We start from the raw sequence: 17407 nt of genomic DNA on the forward strand, positions 1-17407 counted from the left end.
CGCCCCCAGGACGTGTGGGAGCGTCGCGTCAATGCCTCGTGACGGCGTTGCCTCGCGGCTACTTCGTCTTGCGGCGGCGCGGAGCGGGGGCGCCCGCGTCCGGCACGGCGGTGCCCGCGTCGGAGACCGGCTCCACCGTGCCCGCGTCCGCGCTCGCGGCCGGCGTGGCCGAGGTCAGGGCGGGGGGCGGGTTCACCAGCTTCAGCGAGGTGAGGAACGCGTCCGCCGTCGGCGCGGGGGTGTTCGGATTGAAGAGCACCAGCAGCGTGTAGAGGCGCGGCCCCACCAGGAAGTTGCGCGCCTTGATTTCGCCGGCCATCGGCGAGCTGACCGTGTAGGACTTACCGGGGTAGCCATCCAGGGTGATGTCCTGCTCGTCCTTGAGCGTGCCCTGGACCTCCTTGGCCAGCCCGTCACGGCCCTCGTTCAACAGGGCCTCCGGAGGACGGCTCGCCACCAGCTTCTCCGGGTAGTCCGCGATGCTGACGGAGTAGAGGACCGCCCCGTCGCGCGCCGAGTACGACGCCGTGTTCACGGTGCCGGAGCCGAGCTGCACCTGCTTGCGGGCAATCTGCGGCTCCCCGGGCATGCCGATGACGAAGCCCTCCGGCGCCTCGTAGGGCTTGAACGCGGCGGCGGACTCCGAGGTGCCCTCGGAGCCCGGGACAGGCTCGTTGGGCACGTCTTCGATGGTGGACGTCGCCGACCGGCCATTGCCCCCGGAGGAGGCGGCGCCTTCGTCGGTCTTCTGCTGGTTGGCGCAGGCGCCAGCGATGAGCGCGAGGGTGGTGAGCGAAGTAAGGAGGAGGCGGGACGACGGACGCATGGGCACGCTTCCTGAAAGGGAAGTGGAAGAAACAGGATGTCCTGTCGGACGCTAGACGAATTGCTCCGCCGCTGACTACCCGAGTTTCAACGCGCCGCGAGGAACTGGCCGCGCGCCGCGCCCGGAAGCGTCCGGGGGCGGACACCGCGCCCGGGCCGGAAAATCGGCCCGGGGGCTACTCACCCAGGTACGCGCGCCTCACTTCGGGGCTCTCCAGGAGCGCCTTGCCAGGGCCCGCCATCACCACCTCGCCCGTCTCCAGCACGTAGCCGTAGTGCGCGGCGTTGAGGGCCAGGTGCGCGTTCTGCTCCACCAGCAGCACGCTGACGCCGGTGGCGTTCACGTCGCGCAGCGTGCGGAAGATGGTCTCCGTCACCTGCGGCGCCAGGCCCAGGGACGGCTCGTCCAGGAGCAGCAGCTGCGGCTTGCTCAGCAGCGCCCGGGCGATGGCCAGCATCTGCTGCTCACCGCCGGACAGCGTGCCCGCCAGCTGCCGCTGACGCTCCTTCAACACCGGGAAGAGGCCGAAGCCCTTCTCCATGTCCTGCTGCACCTGGGCGGTGTCCTTGCGCAGGTACGCGCCCAGCTCCAGGTTCTCCTGGACGGTGAGGTTGGGGAAGATGCCCCGCCCCTCCGGCGCGTGCGCCATGCCGCGCGGCACCAGCTGGTGCGCCTTGAGGCCGGTGATGTCCTGGCCCGCCAGCGTGATGCGCCCCGCGGACGGCTTGAGCATGCCGCTCACCGCGCGCAGGGTGCTCGTCTTGCCCGCGCCGTTGGCGCCGATGAGGGCCACCATCTCGCCCCGGCCCACCTGGAGTGAAACGCCCCGGAGCGCCTGGATGGCGCCGTAGCGCACCTGGAGCCCTTCGACCCGCAGCAGCGGCTCGAACGCGCGCCGCTCGCCCAGCACCTTCACCGGCTCGCTCACGCCGCGCCTCCGTGGGATTCCAGGTAGCTGTCGCCCAGGTACGCCTCGATGACCTTGCGGTCGCTGCGCACCTCGGCCGGGGCGCCGCGGGCGATGGTCTCCCCGTGGTCCAGCACGGTGATGTGCTCGCAGATGCCCATCACCAGCTTCATGTCGTGCTCGATGACCAGCACCCCCAGCGAGAACTCGTCGCGCAGCCGGCGGATGAGCACCATCAGGTCCGCCTTCTCCCGGGTGTTCATGCCCGCCGCGGGCTCATCCAGCAGCAGCACCCGGGGCCGCGTCCCCAGCGCGCGGGCGATCTCCAGGCGGCGCTGTTCGCCGTAGGGCAGGTTCTTCGCCTCCTCGTCGCGGCGGTGCGACAGGCCCATCACCTCCAGCAGGTGCTCCGCCTGACGCGTCAGCTCGCGCTCCTCCGCCTGGAAGCCGGGGGTGAGCAGCAGCGCGCGCCACCAGTCGCGGTAGTTGCGCAGCGCCGTGCCCGCCTTCGCCACGGGGCCCAGCCGCACCGGGTGCAGCGCCCCCTGCGCGCGGCAGGCCACCTTCACGTTGTCCAGCGCGGTGAGCGCGCGGAACAGGCGGATGTTCTGGAACGTGCGCGCCAGCCCCAGGTGGTTGATTTGGTGCGGCACCCAGCCGTTCACCCGCTGCCCGGCCACGCGCACCTCGCCCTCGGTGGGCGGGTACACGCCGGTCAGCACGTTGAACGCGGTGGACTTGCCCGCGCCGTTGGGCCCGATGAGGCCCAGGAGGTCCCCCTGGCGCACGGTGAGGTTGAAGTCCGTCAGGGCCTTGAGGCCCCCGAAGCGGATGCTCACGCCGGACGCCTGGAGCAGCGCGTCTCCTGATGCCGTGACGGCGCTCATGTCAGCCCCTTCTTCTTCCGCGAAAACCAGCGGGGCAGCACGTCCCAGAGCTCCTTGGTGCCGAACAGGCCCTGCGGGCGCAGCAGCATCAGCACCACCAGCAGGATGCCGTACACGGGCATGCGGATCTGATCCACCTTCTGCGCCAGGCTGCCCTCCGCGCCCAGCGCGCCGAACAGCGAGCGCAGGCCCTCCGGCAGCAGCGTGAGGAAGATGGCCGCGACGATGGCGCCCGTGGTGGAGCCCAGGCCGCCCAGCACCACCATGACGACGATCTCCATGGACTTCACGAAGGTGAACGAGCCCGGGTTGATGATGGGCACGAAGTGGGCGAACAGGCCGCCCGCGATGCCCGCGAAGAACGACGAGATGACGAACGCGCGGACCTTGTAGCCGGTGGTGTCCACGCCCATGGCCTCCGCGGCGACCTCGTCCTCGCGGATGGCCCACAGGCTGCGGCCGTGGCTGGAGCCCGCGATGCGCCGGGCCACCAGCACCACCAGGAAGACCCAGAAGTACACCATGGCCACGCTGGAGTACTGCGGGATGCCGGACAGGCCCAGCGCGCGGCCGAAGGCCTCCGTGTTCTGCACCACCACGCGGATGATCTCCCCGAAGCCCAGCGTGACGATGGCCAGGTAGTCCCCGCGCAGCCGCAGCGAAGGCAGGCCCACCAGGAAGCCGCACAGCGCCGCGCAGGCGCCGCCCGCGAGCAGCGCCACGATGAAGAGCACCTGGTCGCTGGCGGCCACCGGCAGGAAGGACAGCGCCACCTCCTTGAGCGACAGCGACGTGACGCCGGCGATGTACGCGCCCACCGCCATGAAGCCCGCGTGGCCAATGGAGAACTGGCCCGTCATGCCGTTCACGATGTTGAGGCTCACCGCGAGGATGATGTTCACCCCCACCACGGACAGCAGGTACGTGGCGAAGGGAGAGGCGCCCAACAGCACTTCGGCCAGCGCCAGCACCGGCAGCGCGAGGAGCACGGGCAGGATGCCGCGCAGGGCCGGGGGGATGGGGCCCGTGGTGTCGTCGGAGAGGAGCGTCGCGCCAGGGGCCGCCATCAGACCTTCTCCGCCGCGACCCGGCCGAAGAGGCCGCCCGGCTTCACCAGCAGCACCAGGATGAGGAAGCCGAAGGCCACCGCGTCACGCCAGGTGCTGGCCGCGTAGCCCACGACGAACTCCTCCACCAGCCCCAGCAGCAGCGCGCCCACCACGGCGCCCGGCACGTTGCCGATGCCGCCGATGACCGCCGCCACGAAGGCCTTGAGGCCCACGTACAGGCCCATGAGGGGACTCACGGACGTGTCCTTGATGGCGTAGAGCAGGCCCGCGCCCGCCGCCAGCGCGCTGGAGAGCATGAACGTCAGCGCGATGATGCGGTCGGTGGGGATGCCCATCAGCGCCGCGGTGCGGTGGTCCCAGGACACCGCGCGCATCGCCTTGCCGAAGCGCGTCCGGTACACGAGGAACTGGAGCGCCGCCATCAGCCCCACCGCGATGAGGAAGCTGATGACCTGCCAGTTCCACACCACCACGTCGCGGTCGCCCACGATGAACCACTCGCTCGGGACGATGACCTCCGGGAAGGCGCGCGGGGACGCGCCCGGCAGGAACCCGATGTCCAGCTGGAAGCCGTACGACAGCGCGAACGAGATGCCGATGGCGGTGATGAGCGCGGTGAGGCGCGGCTTCTCGCGCAGCGGGCGGTAGGCGAAGCGTTCGATGAGGAAGCCGAGCAGCGCGCACCCCACCATGGCCACCGCGAAGATGACGACCACGCCCCACAAGGACCGCTGCGCCTCTCGCCCGAGGGCGAAGGCGGTCGCGTACCCCATGTAGACGCCGACCATCATCACGTCGCCATGGGCGAAGTTGATGAGCTTGAGGACGCCGTACACCATCGTGTAGCCCAGGGCGACCAGGGCGTAGATGGTACCGGCGGCCAGACCGTTGATGAGGTGCTGGAGGAGCTGCGACATGCCGGGGGAGGCCCTGACTTACGGTGAGATGGTGGTGACGTAGGTGGACTTGCCGTCCTCGACCTTGAGGACGACGGCGGACTTCACGGCGTTGCGCTGGGCGTCCAGCGTGATGGTGCCCGCCACGCCCGGGAAGTCGCGCGTCTGCGCGATGGCCGCCCGCAGCGCGGGGCCGCTGGTGTCCGGGGCGCGCTTCAGCGCGTCGATGGCGACGCGCGCGGCGTCGTAGCCCAGCGCCGCGAGCGCGTCCGGCACCGCGCCGTTGTAGTCCGCCTTGTAGTCCGCGATGAACTTCTTCACGCGCGCATCCGGGTTGTCCGGCGAGTAGTGGTTGGAGAAGTAGCTGCCGTCGATGGCGCTGCCGCCCAGCTCGAACAGCTTCTCCGAATCCCAGCCGTCGCCGCCCATCAGCGGCACCTTCAGGCCCAGCTCGCGCGCCTGGCGGGCGATGACGCCCACCTCGCTGTAGTAGCCCGGCACGTAGATGCCCTCCGGCTGCGTCTTCTTGATGGCGGTCAGCTGCGCGCGGTAGTCCGTGTCGCCCTGGCTGTAGCTCTCCGTGACGGTGATCTTCCCGCCCAGCTCCGCGAACTTCTGGCGGAACACCTCCGTGAGGCCAATGGAGTAGGCGCTCTTGTTGTCCTGGAGCACCGCGACCTTGTTGAGCTTGAGGTTCTCCCGCGCGAACTTCGCCATCACGAAGCCCTGGAACGGGTCGATGAAGCAGACGCGGAAGATGTTGTCGCCCTTCGCCGTCACGGAGGGGTTGGTGGACGACGGGGTGATCATGGGCACGCCAGCCGCCTGCGCCTTCTCCGCCATGGCCAGCGAGCTGGAGCTGGCCACCTCGCCCAGGATGAGCACCACCTTGTCCTGGGTGATGAGCCGGGTGACGGCCTGCGCCGCCTCCTCGGGCTTGCTCTGGTCGTCATAGACGCGGACGACCAGCTTCTTGCCCTTCACCCCGCCCTCCGCGTTGGCCTCCTTGACCGCCAGCGCCACGCCGTTGCGGGTGGAGATGCCGAAGGTGGCCTGGCCGCCCGTCAGCGCGCCCACTTCGCCCAGGACGATGACGTCGTCGCCCACCGGGGGCGTGCCGCCCTGGGCCGGGGCCTGCGTCTGCGCCGGGGCCTGGCCTCCCGCCTCTCCCGTGGGCTGCGTCTTCTTCTCGCAAGCGGCCGCCAGGACGGCGAGCGCGGCGAGGAGCATCGGGGCAAGTCGTCGCATGCGGGGGCTTCCTCCGGGGGAGATGACGGGCAAAGCCCCGGTTTTCTAGGGGAGCCCTCCCCATGGGTCAAGCGCACAGCTCGCCACCCGAGTCCCGCGAACACCCCGGAACATCGCTGTCGCGAACCCGTTCCCACGCGCGGTGTGAGGGCTCACCCCCGCGAGGAAGGCCCTGGCTCCAGCCAGAAGCGCTCCCGGCCCGACGGGCCCCGGCGGATCCGCGGCGCGGCGCGGTCCAGCTCCCCGTCCTCCTGCTGGGACGCCACGTCCTCGCGCGTCAGGAGCTCCGCGGCGGTCGAAGGCGCCTCGCCGTCCGGCCACCAGACGGGCTCCAGGTCGAAGGAGCGAGGCGGCCAGGGAGCGGGGGTTGGACCGGACTCCACGTGGACCGGGGCGCGGCGGAGCAGGAGCCTGCCGGCCACCAGCATCCCCACGACGCCGGCCGTCCACCCGAGTCCCCAGCCCGGGCTCCGTCGCCTGGCGACACGCTGGGCGTGCCTCCGGCGCCAGCGCGCGCCGCTCCTCCGCCGCCACCCGGGGCCTGGACTGGTGCCGCGCATCGAGGGCTCCTTCCACGCGGGGCCGGGACATCCGGGCTCGCGCCCACACGGTGGGGCGCGGGGGCCCTGACGGCCAGCATGGGGGCGGGGCGCGCGGGCCCTGCACGCTCGGTGTCCGGACAGGAGGCGGGGAGGCGCGGCCAGGGGCCTTGAGAACGGCGTGCGGCGTGCCGAGCCCCCGGATCATCCAGGCTCAGGGGTTTCCATGTCCATCACTGGACGCACTTTCCTGGTGATGGCCGTGGCGGGCACCTCGCGTCCCTTCCCCCAAGGAGCCCCTACTCAGCGCGACGGACGACAGCGGCGCTCCGCTTCCGACCACATCCGACCCGACGTGAAGGCACAAGGAGCCAAGTCCATGATGATCAAGCGCAGCGACATCAAGGAAGGGATGACGGTCAAGAGCATCGACGGCGAGAAGCTGGGCAAGGTGTTCGCCGTGAGCGATGGCGAGTTCCACATCGAGAAGGGCATGTTCTTCCCGAAGGACTACCTGGTCCGCTACGCGGAGGTGAGCGACATCCGCAACGGGGAGATCTACCTCAACCACGGCCGCGAGGCGCTGAGCGGGCTCGCGGACGGCGGCACGCTGGCGGGCCAGGGCAACGGCGCCCTGGGCGCGACGGCGGCGACGGCGGGAGGCATTGGCGCGGGCCTGAAGACAGGCGCCCAGAAGACGGTCGAGGTCACCCGGACGGGCGCGGAGAAGGTGGGCCTCCGGGAGCGCGAGCTGCGCACCGACGTGCGAGGCACCGAGCGCATCGCGAGCGACGACGTCACGCTGCGCACCCACCACGAGGAGCTGGGCGTCCAGAAGCGTGAGCGCCGGGCGGGCGAGGCCCAGGTGAGGAAGATCGTCGTGGAGGAGATGAAGTCCGTGGAGGTCCCCCTGCGCCACGAGGAGGTGGAGGTGGTGCGCCGCGCGGTGAAGGACAGCACGCCCGACGACCGGGCGGAGTTCCGCGAGGAGACCATCCGCATCCCCCTGAGCGCGGAGGAGGCGGAGCTCACCAAGCGCGCGTACACGGACGAGGAGATCACCATCCACAAGCGCCCCATCGAGGAGCGCCGCCGCATGGAGGGCCGCGTCCGCCACGAGGAGCTGGGCGGCGTGGAGGTGGTCCGCACCGAGGCCGACCTGGACGAGGAGACGCGTCGCACCGGCTACAGCGCGAACCCGGAGGTCGATCCGCTCAAGCGCACCTAGCGCCGGACGACGAACGGCCCCCCTTGTGCTCCGCCCCCGCATGCCGCGCTTTCTTCGCGCGCGGTGTGCGGGGGGGGTGCTCACCGCCCGCCTCTCTGGCGGGAGGCCGGCGTCGCGCGGGTGGGCAGCTCCCGCGCCCGGTCCACGACGGCGGTCTCCAGCCGCTGCGATTCGCGAAGCCGCTCCGGGAAGAGCCGGGCCGTCAGGGCCGCCAGCGCCGTGTCGCGCGCGGGGGGACACGCGGCCGTCAGGCGATCCGCCATGGCGTGGGCGCTGTCGAAGCGGGACTCGGGGGCCTTGGACAGCGCCACCGACAGCACGTTCCACAGCGGCACCGGCACCTCGGCGGGCCGCATCAGCTTCTCCTGGCAGATGGCCTTCATCGTGGCCAGCTCGTCTTCGCGCTCGAAGGCCCTGCGGCCGGTGAGGGCCTGGTAGAGGATGAGCCCCATGGAGAACAGGTCGCTTCGCGCGTCCAGCCGCTGGCCCAGCGCCTGCTCCGGGGACATGTAGAGCGGCTTGCCCTTCACGATGCCCGGCAGCGTCACCGTGCGCTGCGCGCGCACCTTGGCCACGCCGAAGTCCAGCACCTTCACCTGTCCGTCGAAGGCCACCATCAGGTTGTGCGGCGACAGGTCGCGGTGCACCAGGTCCATGGGCGCGCCGTCCTCCCCCCGGAGCGCGTGCGCGGCGTGCAGCCCCATCAGCGCCTGCGACACCACGGCGGACGCCACCGCGGGCTCCAGCGGCCCCTTGAGCGCGCGCAGCAGCCGGTCCAGGTCCACGCCGTTCACCAGCTCCATGGCCATGTAGTACGCGCCCTGCGCCTCGCCGAAGTCGTAGACGTGCACGAGGTTGGGGTGCGACAGCCGCAGGCCGATGCGCGCCTCGTCCAGGAACTGCTGCACCATCTCCGGCTGCGCCGTCAGGTGCGGCAGGATGCGCTTGAGCGCCACCAGCCGCCCCAGCCCCTCCGGCCCGCGCGTGCGCGCGACGAGCACCTGCGCCATGCCGCCCGTGCCCAGGGGTTTGACGACCTCGTAGCGGCCAATGCGCCCGCGGTGGACGGGCGTGCCCTCCACGTCCAGGTCGTCCAGCCGCTCCAGCGGCCCCCGCCCGTCCGTCAACGCCAGGAAGGACAGCACCGCGGAGTCCAGCTGTTCGCCAATCGCCTCCACCAGCCCCATCACCCGCGCGCCGCCGTCCTCGAAGGCGCCCTCCACCACCAGCCCCAGCCCGCCCAGGTTCAGCCGCCCCAGGGTGAGCTGCTGGCAGAAGAGCATCCGGCCCTCCCCCAACCGCTTCGGGCCGCTCCAGTGCGCCGCCTCGAAGACGTCCACGCCCAGCTCCCCCAGCACCCGCGTCAGCACCGGCCCGCGCGTGCCCCGGAGGGACACGAAGCCCGCCCGCGCGTGCACCATCCGGGCGCACTGCGTGAGGAACACGTCCAGCCCTGTGTCGAGGTCCAGCCCCCGCTCCAGGCAGTCCTCGAGGATGTCATCGGCCATCCGGTTCACGGCCGTCAGGCCGCGCAGGAAGGCGAGCTCTTCTTCCGGGGATTGGAAAGCCACGCACCCATCAATACCCGAAAATCCAGCGCAATGAAGCGCCCCGAAGTTCAGGGTCAGACGCGCTCGCGGTCGATGCGCGCCACGGTGGGCAGGCGCTCCGGCAGTTCGGAGCTGGAGCGGGCGAGGCTGGGGCGCTCCAGCAGGCCGTGCAGCTCCAGCATGTGCTCCAGGTGCACCACCCGGGCGCGCAGCGCCTCCAGGTCACTGGAGGCGGCCCCGTGGACCTGGGCCTCGCGGACGCGCAGCCAGGCGTCCACGAGGGGCTTGAGGGCGAAACGCAGCGTGAGGCCCAGGAATGGGATGCCGACGACCATGGCCGTGACGAGGATGGTCACGATGGCTTCTTGGGTCTGCATGACGGAGGCTCCGGGGGACGGAAGAGAAGTGGGGTCCCCCAGGCCTACGCGCATGGGGGCCGGACGATTGCGTCGCCCGGCACCGGCCGCCCCCGCCGGGGGGCGGAGGCGTCAGCCGGACTTGGCCTGGTCGGTGTAGATGGCGTCCGCGATGCGGTAGGCGCTGCCCTCCAGGCGCTGGAAGGCTTCGCGCAGGGTGCCGACGTCGGAGGTGTTGAGCACGGAGCGCAGGCGCTCCAGGTCCGCCTGGATCTCGCCGCGGTCCTTCTCCGACAGGAGGTTGGCGTACTCCTCCAGGCTCTTCTCCGTGGTGTAGATGAGCCCGTCCGCGTTGTTGCGCAGCTCCGCCAGCTCCTTCTTCTTCTTGTCGTCCGCGGAGTGCGACTGGGCGTCGGAGATCATCGCCTGGATCTCCGCCTCCGACAGGCCAGAGTTGCCCACCACGCGCACCTGCTGCTGCTTGCCGGTGCCCAGGTCGCGCGCGCTCACGTGCACGATGCCGTTCGCGTCGATGTCGAAGGACACTTCAATCTGCGGCACGCCGCGGGGCGCGGGCGGGATGCCCACCAGCTCGAAGCGCGCCAGCGTCTTGTTGTCCGCCGCCATCTCGCGCTCGCCCTGGAGGACGTGCACGGACACGAGCGGCTGGTTGTCCACCGCGGTGGAGAACACCTGGCCCTTCTTGCAGGGGATGGTGGTGTTCTTGTCGATGATCTTCGTGAAGACGCCGCCCGCGGTCTCCACGCCCAGCGACAGGGGCGTGACGTCCAGGAGGAGGACGTCCTTCACCTCGCCCTTGAGCACGCCGCCCTGGATGGCCGCGCCCACGGCGACGACCTCGTCCGGGTTGATGCCCTTGTGGGGCTCCTTGCCGAAGAACTCCTTCACCTTCTGCTGCACGCGCGGCATGCGCGTCATGCCGCCCACCAGGAGGACCTGGTTGATGGCCTGCGCGGTGACGCCCGCGTCCTTGAGCGCGATGCGGCACGGCTCGATGGAGCGGTCGATGAGGTCCGCGACGAGCGCCTCGAAGGTGGACCGGTCGACGGTCTCCGTGAGGTGCTTGGGGCCGGACGCGTCCGCGGTGATGAACGGGAGGTTGACCTCCGTCTCCGGCGCGCTGGACAGCTCGTGCTTGGCGCGCTCGGCCGCTTCCTTCAGGCGCTGGAGCGCCATGCGGTCCTTGCGCAGGTCCATGCCGTTGTTCTGCTCGGCGAAGCGCTTGGCCAGGTAGTCGATGAGGCGCTGGTCGAAGTCCTCGCCGCCCAGGAACGTGTCGCCGTTGGTGCTCTTGACCTCGAAGACGCCGGCGTTGAGCTCCAGGATGGAGATATCGAACGTGCCGCCGCCCAGGTCGTAGACGGCGATGCGCTCCGTGGCGCTGTCCTTCACCTTGTCCAGGCCGTACGCGAGCGCCGCGGCCGTGGGCTCGTTGATGATGCGCAGGACGTTGAGGCCCGCGATGCGGCCCGCGTCCTTGGTGGCCTGGCGCTGGCTGTCGTTGAAGTACGCGGGGACGGTGATGACGGCCTCGGTGACGGGCTCACCCAGGTAGTCCTCCGCCGTCTGCTTCATCTTCATCAGCACGATGGCGCTGACTTCCGGCGGGCTGTAGCCCTTGCCGCGGATCTCCACCCACGCGTCGCCGTTGGGGCTGGGCGCCACCTTGAAGGAGGAGACGCCAATGGCCTTCCTCGCCTCTGGCGAGTCGTACTTGCGGCCGATGAGGCGCTTGGCCGCGAAGACCGTGTTCTCCGGGTTGGTGATGGCCTGCCGCTTGGCGATCTGCCCCACCAGGCGTTCACCGGAGTCGGTGAAGCCCACCATGGAGGGCGTGGTGCGGCTGCCTTCGCTGTTGGGGATGACCACCGGTTCGCCGCCTTCCATCACGGCGACGCAGGAGTTGGTGGTGCCCAGGTCGATTCCAATCACCTTCGCCATGACTACTGACTCCCCCCGGAGGAACTCTCGGAATCCGCGGATGCCGCGCCGCCGCCCTCGACCGCTGCTTCGGTGGACGCGGGCGCGGCGGGCGCGGGCGCCGCGGCGGCCTCCGGCGCACGGGCGACCACGACCATCGCGGGACGCACCAGCCGGTCGTTGAGGTTGAAGCCGCGCGTCACTTCATAGACGACGTGGCCCGCCGGGACGTCGGCGGTCTCCACCTGCTGGATGGCCTCGTGCAGGCGCGGGTCGAAGGGCAGCCCCTTGGCGCTGAAGCCCTTCACGCCGTGGCGGGCGAGCGCGTCCTCGAAGGACTTGCGCGTCATGGCCACGCCCTTCTGGAAGCTGTCGAAGTCGGTGGACTTGCCCGCGGCGTCGAGCGCGCGGTCCATGTTGTCCACGACGGGGAGCAGGTCCTTGAGGAGCTTCTCCACGCCGAACTTCTGGACGTCCTCCTTCTCCTTCTGCGCGCGCTTGCGGTAGTTCTCCAGGTCCGCGGCGGACCGCAGCGCGCGCTCCTGGAAGTCCTTGGCGCGCTCGTGCGCCTCCTTCAGGCGCTCCAGCGTCTCGCGGGCCTTCGCCTGGCTGAACTCCAGCTGCGCGCGCAGCGACTCCACCTCCTGGCGGAGCGCGGCCGCGTCCTCGGTGGGGGGAGCGACTTCGGGGGTGGGGGCGGGGTCGTCGGCGGGCGGGGCGGAGACGTCCAGCTCCACCTCCACGCCCGCGTTGTCCCCGTCATGGTCCAGCCGACGCTCGACGCTGCGAACCGCGTCGTCGATCACGTCCTGCCCGATGTCCGTCTGGATGCTGCCCTTGTCATTGGTACCCGACACGGCGCGCACTATCTCACGCACCGGGGAGCGATCCAACAGGACCCAAGGGGGGCACGCGGGTCCGTGCCCGGCATGCGGGCAGGCCCGGCTTCATGCGCAACGGAACTTCACGCTCCTGGCGCGGGTTTCTTGCGGCCCAGCGTTTTCTTGGAAGCCGATTTCTTCGTGGCCCGGGCGCCCTTGGGCGCGGGGGCGGAAGCGCCTGCGGTCTTCTTCTTGCGGCCAATGGACTTGTTCGCGGCCTTCGTCGCGCTGGAGGCCTTGGCGCGGGCGGGGCGCTCCGCCGGGGGCGGCTCCGAGGCGGATTCGGAGGCGGCGGGCGGGGTGGCGGAGGCGCTGGAGCCGGGCTTGAAGGCCTCCTCCACGGTGGTCTCCACGCGACGCACGGCGGTCTCGATCTTCTCCGCGGCGGTCTTGGTGGTGGCGGTGGCCCAGGTGCGCAGTTGCACGAGGCCCTCCTTCACCTTGGCCTGCTTCTCCGGATCCTTCACTTCCTTGAGCAGGCGTTCAGCCTCGCCGCGCAGGTCGTCCGTGGTGCGCTTGAGGTCCTCGCCGGTGCGCTTGAGGAAGTCCATCAACTGCCTGTCCCACTTCTCGGCCATGACGCGTCTCCTCCGTCTGCTCGTCCCCATCCAACAGCACGTCCGACAGGAGCGCAAAGCCTTCCGCCCTGTCCAGACAGGACGGCGGAGCGCGCCATCCATTGCCATGTGGCGTTGCGTCAGAAGCCCCCTGGGGCCGCAAGCTGGGGGACGCGCGACAGTTGGATGTCAGACACGTTACAGTGCGTGCCCTCTTCCGGGAAGGCGCCCTGAGGGCGCTCCCGGTGCTGGAGCGTTCTTCTATGTCGCGGTCCATCCGGGCGCTTTCGTCGCTCGTCCTGCTTACCTCCCTCGTCACGCTCGCGGCATGCTCCTCGGAGGAGCCGGAGTCGACGGGGCTGACGCTGCCCTCAACGGAGCTGCCCGCCGCGACGGTGGGCGGGGCCTACGAGCAGGTGCTGACCGCGACAGGGGGCACGCCGCCCCTGACGTACTCGGTGGACAAGCTGCCGCCGGGCTTCTCCTTCTATGGAAACGCCGGCCGGCTGGTGGGGCCCGCGACGACGCCCGGCGAGTGGAGCATGGTCGTGGGCGTGCGCGACGCGAAGGGGGCCGCGAGCTCGCGGAGATACTCGTTGCGCGCGTGGCCGGCGCCGGCCATCTCCACCACGTCGCCGCTGCCGGACGCGACGGAGGGCAGCCCCTACACCTTCACCTTCACCGCCACGGGCGGGACGCCGCCGCTGACCTGGTCGCAGGCGGATGGCGCGATTCCGGAAGGCCTGGCGTTGTCCGCGGCCGGCGTGCTGACCGGCGTGCCTCGGGGCCCCGCGCTGTATGAGTTCACGCTGCGGTTGGAGGACGCCAACGGCGTGCGCGCCGAGACCATCCTGCGGCTGCCCGTGCTCACCATGTCCGGGGAGCTGCCCGACGGCGGTCCGGTGACGGACGGCGGGACCAAGACGGACGGAGGGACCGATGGGGGGACGGATGGGGGGACCGATGGCGGCACGGATGGCGGCACGGGAGGGACTCCCGCGCTGCTGAAGGTGGGCAATTGGAACATCGAGTGGTTCGGGGACACGACGCCGGGCAACGGCCCGAGCGACGAGGCGTTGCAGCTGGCCAACGCGACGGCGGTGATCGCGGACGCGGGGCCGGACGTGATGGGCGTGGCGGAGATCGTCGGCGTGGATTCCTTCAACGCGCTGAAGGCGGGGCTGAGCGGCTATGGGGGCCTGCTCGCCAACGACTCCACGCGGGTGGGCGGCGCGACCTACTACTACGGGGCGGCGGACCAGAAGGTGGGCCTGCTCTACAAGACGAACGTGGTGGAGGTGGTGAGCGCGAACGTCGTCCTCGCGTCCTGTTCATATGACTTCGCCGGGCGCCCGCCGCTGCGCGTGGACCTGCGCGTGACGCGGGGCACGACCAAGGTGGACCTGACGGTGATGGTGCTGCACATGAAGGCGTTCGCGGATTCGGATTCCTATACGCGGCGCCAGAACGCCTCGGTGTGCCTCAAGGACTACCTGGACACGAACCTGCCGACGCAGAACGTGATGGTGATGGGGGACTGGAACGACGACGTGGATGTGTCCATCTACACGCCGTATGCGTCGCCGTTCCAGAACCTGGTGAGCGACACGGCCCGGTACAAGTTCCTCACCCTGCCGCTGTCGGAGGCGGGGGTGCGCTCGACGGTGAGCAACAGCCAGTTCATCGACCACCAGATGGTGACGAACGAGCTGGTGCCGTACCACGTGGCGAACTCCACGGAGGTGCTCAAGCCCAACATCGCCAACTACAAGAGCAGCACGTCGGACCACTACCCCATCTTCAGCCGGTTCGACTTCGGCACGCTCACGCAGGCGCGCAGCGTGAGGGTCACGGCGCCCAACGGCGGAGAGACGCTTCAGGCGGGCCAGACGTTCAGCATCACCTGGGTGTCGAGCAACGTGGCGGCGGTGGACATCCAGTACTCGCTGGACGGTGCGACGTGGCGCGCGGTGGCGACGAACGTGGCGGCGGCGAGCGGCCGCTACACGTGGACGGTGCCGAGCGAGTCCTCCACCACGGCGCGCGTGCGGGTGACGGACACGACGCGCGCGGATGTGGCGGACGTGAGCGACGGGGTGTTCACGATGACGCGGCCCACGCCGCAGGTGTTCATCAACGAGTACCTGGCGCAGCCGTACAACGGCGCGGCGGGGACGCCGGACTACGATCAGCAGTTCGTGGAGCTCTACAACGCGGGGCCGGGTTCAGTGGACCTGAGTGGCTGGAAGATCCACGACGCGGCGTCGTACCAGGGCACGGCGACGGCGCGGCACACGTTCGTTTCGGGCACGATACTGCCCGCGGGCAAAGGCTACGTCGTGTACTCGGGGGCCACGGCGCTGCCGACAGGCGCGACATACGCGACGGTCTCCAACGGCGGCCTGGGGCTCCGGTTCGACCGTGGCCGCAACCAGGGGGGCGCGGGCGACGTGGTGTACCTGGTGCGGCCGGACGGCACGGTGCAGGACAGCCACTCGTATCTGGACCCGAGCGTGCTCGTCTACCAGGGCTATTCGTTCAACCGCTCGCCGGACAGGAGCGCCAGTGGGGGCTGGGACCTCTGCTACAACCTCTACTCCCGCGACGCGACCCCGGGCCTCCGGGCGGACGGCACGGCGTTCTGACAGGCCACGGGTGACACGACTTCCACCCGGCGATCCGCTTGGGTGGAAGGATGATTGTCGGGTCCGAAGGATGCAGGCAGCGCTGAGTGTGCTGCCAGCGGCCCGTGTGGCGATGGCCCACCGCCATCCCCTCCCCGCCCCCACGCCGTCTTCGCGGGAGGCGTGAGGGCAGCGGGACGGACTACAGCCGGAACTGCACGCGCACGCCGGGCTGGATCCAGACGTGGAGCTTCTTCTGGTCGCTGGCGATGTCCGCGCTGATCTCCGCGGCGCCCCCCAGCCGGAGCGAGTTCTTCGAGTACTGCCCCAGCGAGGCGGAGATGTACGGGCCTACCGCGAGGGACCGGGTGAGCTGAAGGTCCACGCCGAAGTGGGCATGCCCCAGGTCGTAGCCCTGCAGCTTCAACCGGAAGCTGTCGTCCTCGCCGACCCCCAGCGTCCCGATCTCATAGCCCACGCCCACGCCCACCCAGGGCGCGATGAACCCGTCCGGCCGGAAGTGGTAGTCCAGGTCGATGCCGAACCGCAGCACCTTGCTCGAGCAGGAGCCCCCGTTCGAGCACTGGTCGTCGGGCCCCGACGCGATTCCGTACTGGAAGTAGGCGCCCAGCGAGAGCTGCCGGCTGAAGAAGTAGGAGAGGTCCACCTGCGGCGCCACCGAGCTCCCGAACGTGTCCTTCAGCGACTGCGCCTGGGTGGCGTCGCCCGCTGGAATGCCGAGGGCGGCGCGCACCCCCAGCGCGAGGCCGGAGCCCGAGGGCTCCTGGGCCGCGGCCGGCAGCGCGCCCAGACAGAGCAGCAGCATCAAGGATGGGATGAAGCGTCGAGCAGTCATGGTGTCCAGGGAGCAAGGCCGTCGTCGGACGGCGGTGGGAGGTGCGGCGGCGCCACGCATCGCAAGGCAAGCATGCGACCATGGGACCGGATTTGCAGCGGTCCCGTTTTCACACCCGTTGTTTCCGCGAAGGAACAACGAAGCGCGACAGGAATGTCAGTCTGGCCCGCGCGGAGGCCGGACTTCATGCAAGGGTCCCGATGAAATCCGAGCCCCCGCCATGTCCTCCTCCCTGAACGAAGACTCCGACGTCGTCCGCTGGCTGCGCGCCGAACGCGAGGCCCGCGGACTGACGCGCATCGAGCTGTCCGCCACCTGGAAGCCGCAAGAGTCACGCTACGACGACACGGTGAGCGCCACCGGCCCGGATGGCGCGCGGACGTCCAGCGCCCTGCCCGAAGCACAGCGCGTGCAGGTCCAAGCGCTGCTGCATCAGCACCCCACTCGCGGAAACGTGGAGCTGTCCATCCTCTGCGACGCTTCGTCCCCACCGCGCATCCGGCTGACGGACGGCCCGCGACGCCGGGAGGACGCGAAGGAGCCACCTCAGGAGACTCCCACCCTGGATGCGCGGCCCTACGGGCGTGCCCTGGCGCAGCGGGTGGTGGAGCTCCTGGACGCGGGAGCGGACCTGTCCGTCACCGTCGACCCTCGCGAGGGCGTGGCTCGGGCCCTTTGGAAGCCCGCGGACGGCACGTATGCCCAGGGCCTCCGGTTCAGCCAGGGCGACTCGCGGCCCCGAAGGACCTTCGCGACTCGGGAGGACTTCATCCGCTGGCTGGCGGGACACAGCGACCTCTCACTCGCCAGCGAGGAGCACCCGGACGACCCGCGCCAGTGGGGCCTGCCGAACTTCAGTCGCGCCTACTTCGCCCGGAAGACGGGCCGGCGGTCGTAGTCCGCGGCGGGTGGATGTCCCTCAAGGTATGGCTTCTCCTCCAGAATCCTTGAGGTAGGCTGGGTTTGCCATCTTCCGCGCATGTGCATGCAGGCTTCCCAGGCCATGGACCTCCGTTTCGTGTCACCCCTATCTGTTAGGTT

Annotated in this window: 16 protein-coding genes; 3 read left to right on the plus strand and 13 right to left on the minus strand. The window is 70.3% G+C overall.

Annotation, left to right across the window (positions count from 1 at the left end; translation table 11 throughout):
* Positions 1-58: 58 nt before the first annotated feature.
* From GTY96_RS26910 to GTY96_RS26940, 7 genes are all read right to left on the minus strand, one after another.
* Positions 59-826, minus strand: coding sequence for a hypothetical protein (locus GTY96_RS26910; protein WP_201756405.1), 768 nt, complete (start codon positions 824-826; stop codon positions 59-61).
* A gap of 175 nt (positions 827-1001) precedes the next feature.
* Complete coding sequence (locus GTY96_RS26915; RefSeq protein ID WP_143902759.1) at positions 1002-1754, minus strand: ABC transporter ATP-binding protein; 753 nt, start codon at positions 1752-1754, stop codon at positions 1002-1004.
* Positions 1751-2620 (minus strand): ABC transporter ATP-binding protein, encoded by an 870-nt coding sequence (locus tag GTY96_RS26920; RefSeq protein ID WP_143902761.1) that lies wholly within the window; start codon positions 2618-2620, stop codon positions 1751-1753. Before GTY96_RS26920 ends, GTY96_RS26915 begins: the two co-directional genes overlap by 4 nt.
* Positions 2617-3687 carry a branched-chain amino acid ABC transporter permease gene (locus tag GTY96_RS26925; RefSeq protein WP_161666231.1) on the minus strand — a complete coding sequence of 357 codons (1071 nt, stop codon included), beginning with the start codon at positions 3685-3687 and terminating at the stop codon, positions 2617-2619. Before GTY96_RS26925 ends, GTY96_RS26920 begins: the two co-directional genes overlap by 4 nt.
* Entirely contained in the window at positions 3687-4607 is a 921-nt protein-coding gene (locus GTY96_RS26930; RefSeq protein ID WP_143902765.1) for a branched-chain amino acid ABC transporter permease, read from the minus strand. The genes GTY96_RS26925 and GTY96_RS26930 overlap by 1 nt, the downstream gene beginning before the upstream one ends.
* Before the next feature lie 18 nt (positions 4608-4625).
* On the minus strand, positions 4626-5834 hold the full coding sequence (locus GTY96_RS26935) for an ABC transporter substrate-binding protein (RefSeq protein ID WP_143902767.1): 1209 nt from the start codon (positions 5832-5834) through the stop codon (positions 4626-4628).
* A 152-nt stretch (positions 5835-5986) separates the two neighbouring features.
* Positions 5987-6256, minus strand: coding sequence for a hypothetical protein (locus tag GTY96_RS26940; protein ID WP_143902769.1), 270 nt, complete (start codon positions 6254-6256; stop codon positions 5987-5989).
* 496 nt (positions 6257-6752) lie between these two features.
* Here GTY96_RS26940 and GTY96_RS26945 point away from each other — a divergent pair, with 496 nt between their 5' ends.
* The gene (locus GTY96_RS26945; protein WP_143902771.1) at positions 6753-7601 is read left to right on the plus strand and encodes a YsnF/AvaK domain-containing protein; all 849 of its coding nucleotides are present in this window, start codon (positions 6753-6755) and stop codon (positions 7599-7601) included.
* 80 nt (positions 7602-7681) lie between these two features.
* On the opposite strand, the gene GTY96_RS26950 is transcribed toward GTY96_RS26945, so the two are convergent.
* The 5 genes from GTY96_RS26950 to GTY96_RS26970 form a co-directional block, all read right to left on the minus strand.
* Positions 7682-9172, minus strand: a complete 1491-nt coding sequence (locus GTY96_RS26950) for a serine/threonine-protein kinase (RefSeq protein WP_143902773.1) — start codon at positions 9170-9172, stop codon at positions 7682-7684.
* A 53-nt stretch (positions 9173-9225) separates the two neighbouring features.
* The gene (locus GTY96_RS26955; RefSeq protein ID WP_143902775.1) at positions 9226-9528 is read right to left on the minus strand and encodes a hypothetical protein; all 303 of its coding nucleotides are present in this window, start codon (positions 9526-9528) and stop codon (positions 9226-9228) included.
* A 111-nt stretch (positions 9529-9639) separates the two neighbouring features.
* On the minus strand, positions 9640-11469 hold the full coding sequence (gene dnaK, locus GTY96_RS26960; protein WP_143902777.1) for a molecular chaperone DnaK: 1830 nt from the start codon (positions 11467-11469) through the stop codon (positions 9640-9642).
* A gap of 2 nt (positions 11470-11471) precedes the next feature.
* Positions 11472-12305 carry a nucleotide exchange factor GrpE gene (gene grpE / locus GTY96_RS26965; RefSeq protein ID WP_255442277.1) on the minus strand — a complete coding sequence of 278 codons (834 nt, stop codon included), beginning with the start codon at positions 12303-12305 and terminating at the stop codon, positions 11472-11474.
* Between the two features lie 107 nt (positions 12306-12412).
* Positions 12413-12907, minus strand: a complete 495-nt coding sequence (locus tag GTY96_RS26970; RefSeq protein WP_143902779.1) for a transcriptional regulator — start codon at positions 12905-12907, stop codon at positions 12413-12415.
* A gap of 242 nt (positions 12908-13149) precedes the next feature.
* On the opposite strand from GTY96_RS26970, the gene GTY96_RS26975 reads away from it, so the two are divergent.
* Entirely contained in the window at positions 13150-15531 is a 2382-nt protein-coding gene (locus GTY96_RS26975; protein WP_235685891.1) for a lamin tail domain-containing protein, read from the plus strand.
* 181 nt (positions 15532-15712) lie between these two features.
* Here GTY96_RS26975 and GTY96_RS26985 read toward each other — a convergent pair whose 3' ends face one another.
* Entirely contained in the window at positions 15713-16366 is a 654-nt protein-coding gene (locus GTY96_RS26985) for an outer membrane beta-barrel protein (RefSeq protein ID WP_161666232.1), read from the minus strand.
* 220 nt (positions 16367-16586) lie between these two features.
* Here GTY96_RS26985 and GTY96_RS26990 point away from each other — a divergent pair, with 220 nt between their 5' ends.
* Positions 16587-17264 carry a hypothetical protein gene (locus tag GTY96_RS26990; protein WP_161666233.1) on the plus strand — a complete coding sequence of 226 codons (678 nt, stop codon included), beginning with the start codon at positions 16587-16589 and terminating at the stop codon, positions 17262-17264.
* Positions 17265-17407: the final 143 nt, after the last annotated feature.

The sequence above is a fragment of the Corallococcus silvisoli genome, assembly GCF_009909145.1.
Lineage (GTDB): Bacteria > Myxococcota > Myxococcia > Myxococcales > Myxococcaceae > Corallococcus > Corallococcus silvisoli.

What these genes read in the sequence shown, in the direction of transcription:
- GTY96_RS26910 (WP_201756405.1), bottom strand. Translation starts at nt 826, where the DNA reads ATGCGTCCGTCGTCCCGCCTCCTCCTTACTTCGCTCACCACCCTCGCG.
- GTY96_RS26920 (WP_143902761.1), bottom strand. Translation starts at nt 2,620, where the DNA reads ATGAGCGCCGTCACGGCATCAGGAGACGCGCTGCTCCAGGCGTCCGGC.
- GTY96_RS26925 (WP_161666231.1), bottom strand. Translation starts at nt 3,687, where the DNA reads ATGGCGGCCCCTGGCGCGACGCTCCTCTCCGACGACACCACGGGCCCC.
- GTY96_RS26930 (WP_143902765.1), bottom strand. Translation starts at nt 4,607, where the DNA reads ATGTCGCAGCTCCTCCAGCACCTCATCAACGGTCTGGCCGCCGGTACC.
- GTY96_RS26935 (WP_143902767.1), bottom strand. Translation starts at nt 5,834, where the DNA reads ATGCGACGACTTGCCCCGATGCTCCTCGCCGCGCTCGCCGTCCTGGCG.
- GTY96_RS26945 (WP_143902771.1), top strand. Translation starts at nt 6,753, where the DNA reads ATGATGATCAAGCGCAGCGACATCAAGGAAGGGATGACGGTCAAGAGC.
- GTY96_RS26955 (WP_143902775.1), bottom strand. Translation starts at nt 9,528, where the DNA reads ATGCAGACCCAAGAAGCCATCGTGACCATCCTCGTCACGGCCATGGTC.
- dnaK (WP_143902777.1), bottom strand. Translation starts at nt 11,469, where the DNA reads ATGGCGAAGGTGATTGGAATCGACCTGGGCACCACCAACTCCTGCGTC.
- GTY96_RS26970 (WP_143902779.1), bottom strand. Translation starts at nt 12,907, where the DNA reads ATGGCCGAGAAGTGGGACAGGCAGTTGATGGACTTCCTCAAGCGCACC.
- GTY96_RS26975 (WP_235685891.1), top strand. Translation starts at nt 13,150, where the DNA reads ATGTCGCGGTCCATCCGGGCGCTTTCGTCGCTCGTCCTGCTTACCTCC.
- GTY96_RS26985 (WP_161666232.1), bottom strand. Translation starts at nt 16,366, where the DNA reads ATGACTGCTCGACGCTTCATCCCATCCTTGATGCTGCTGCTCTGTCTG.
- GTY96_RS26990 (WP_161666233.1), top strand. Translation starts at nt 16,587, where the DNA reads ATGTCCTCCTCCCTGAACGAAGACTCCGACGTCGTCCGCTGGCTGCGC.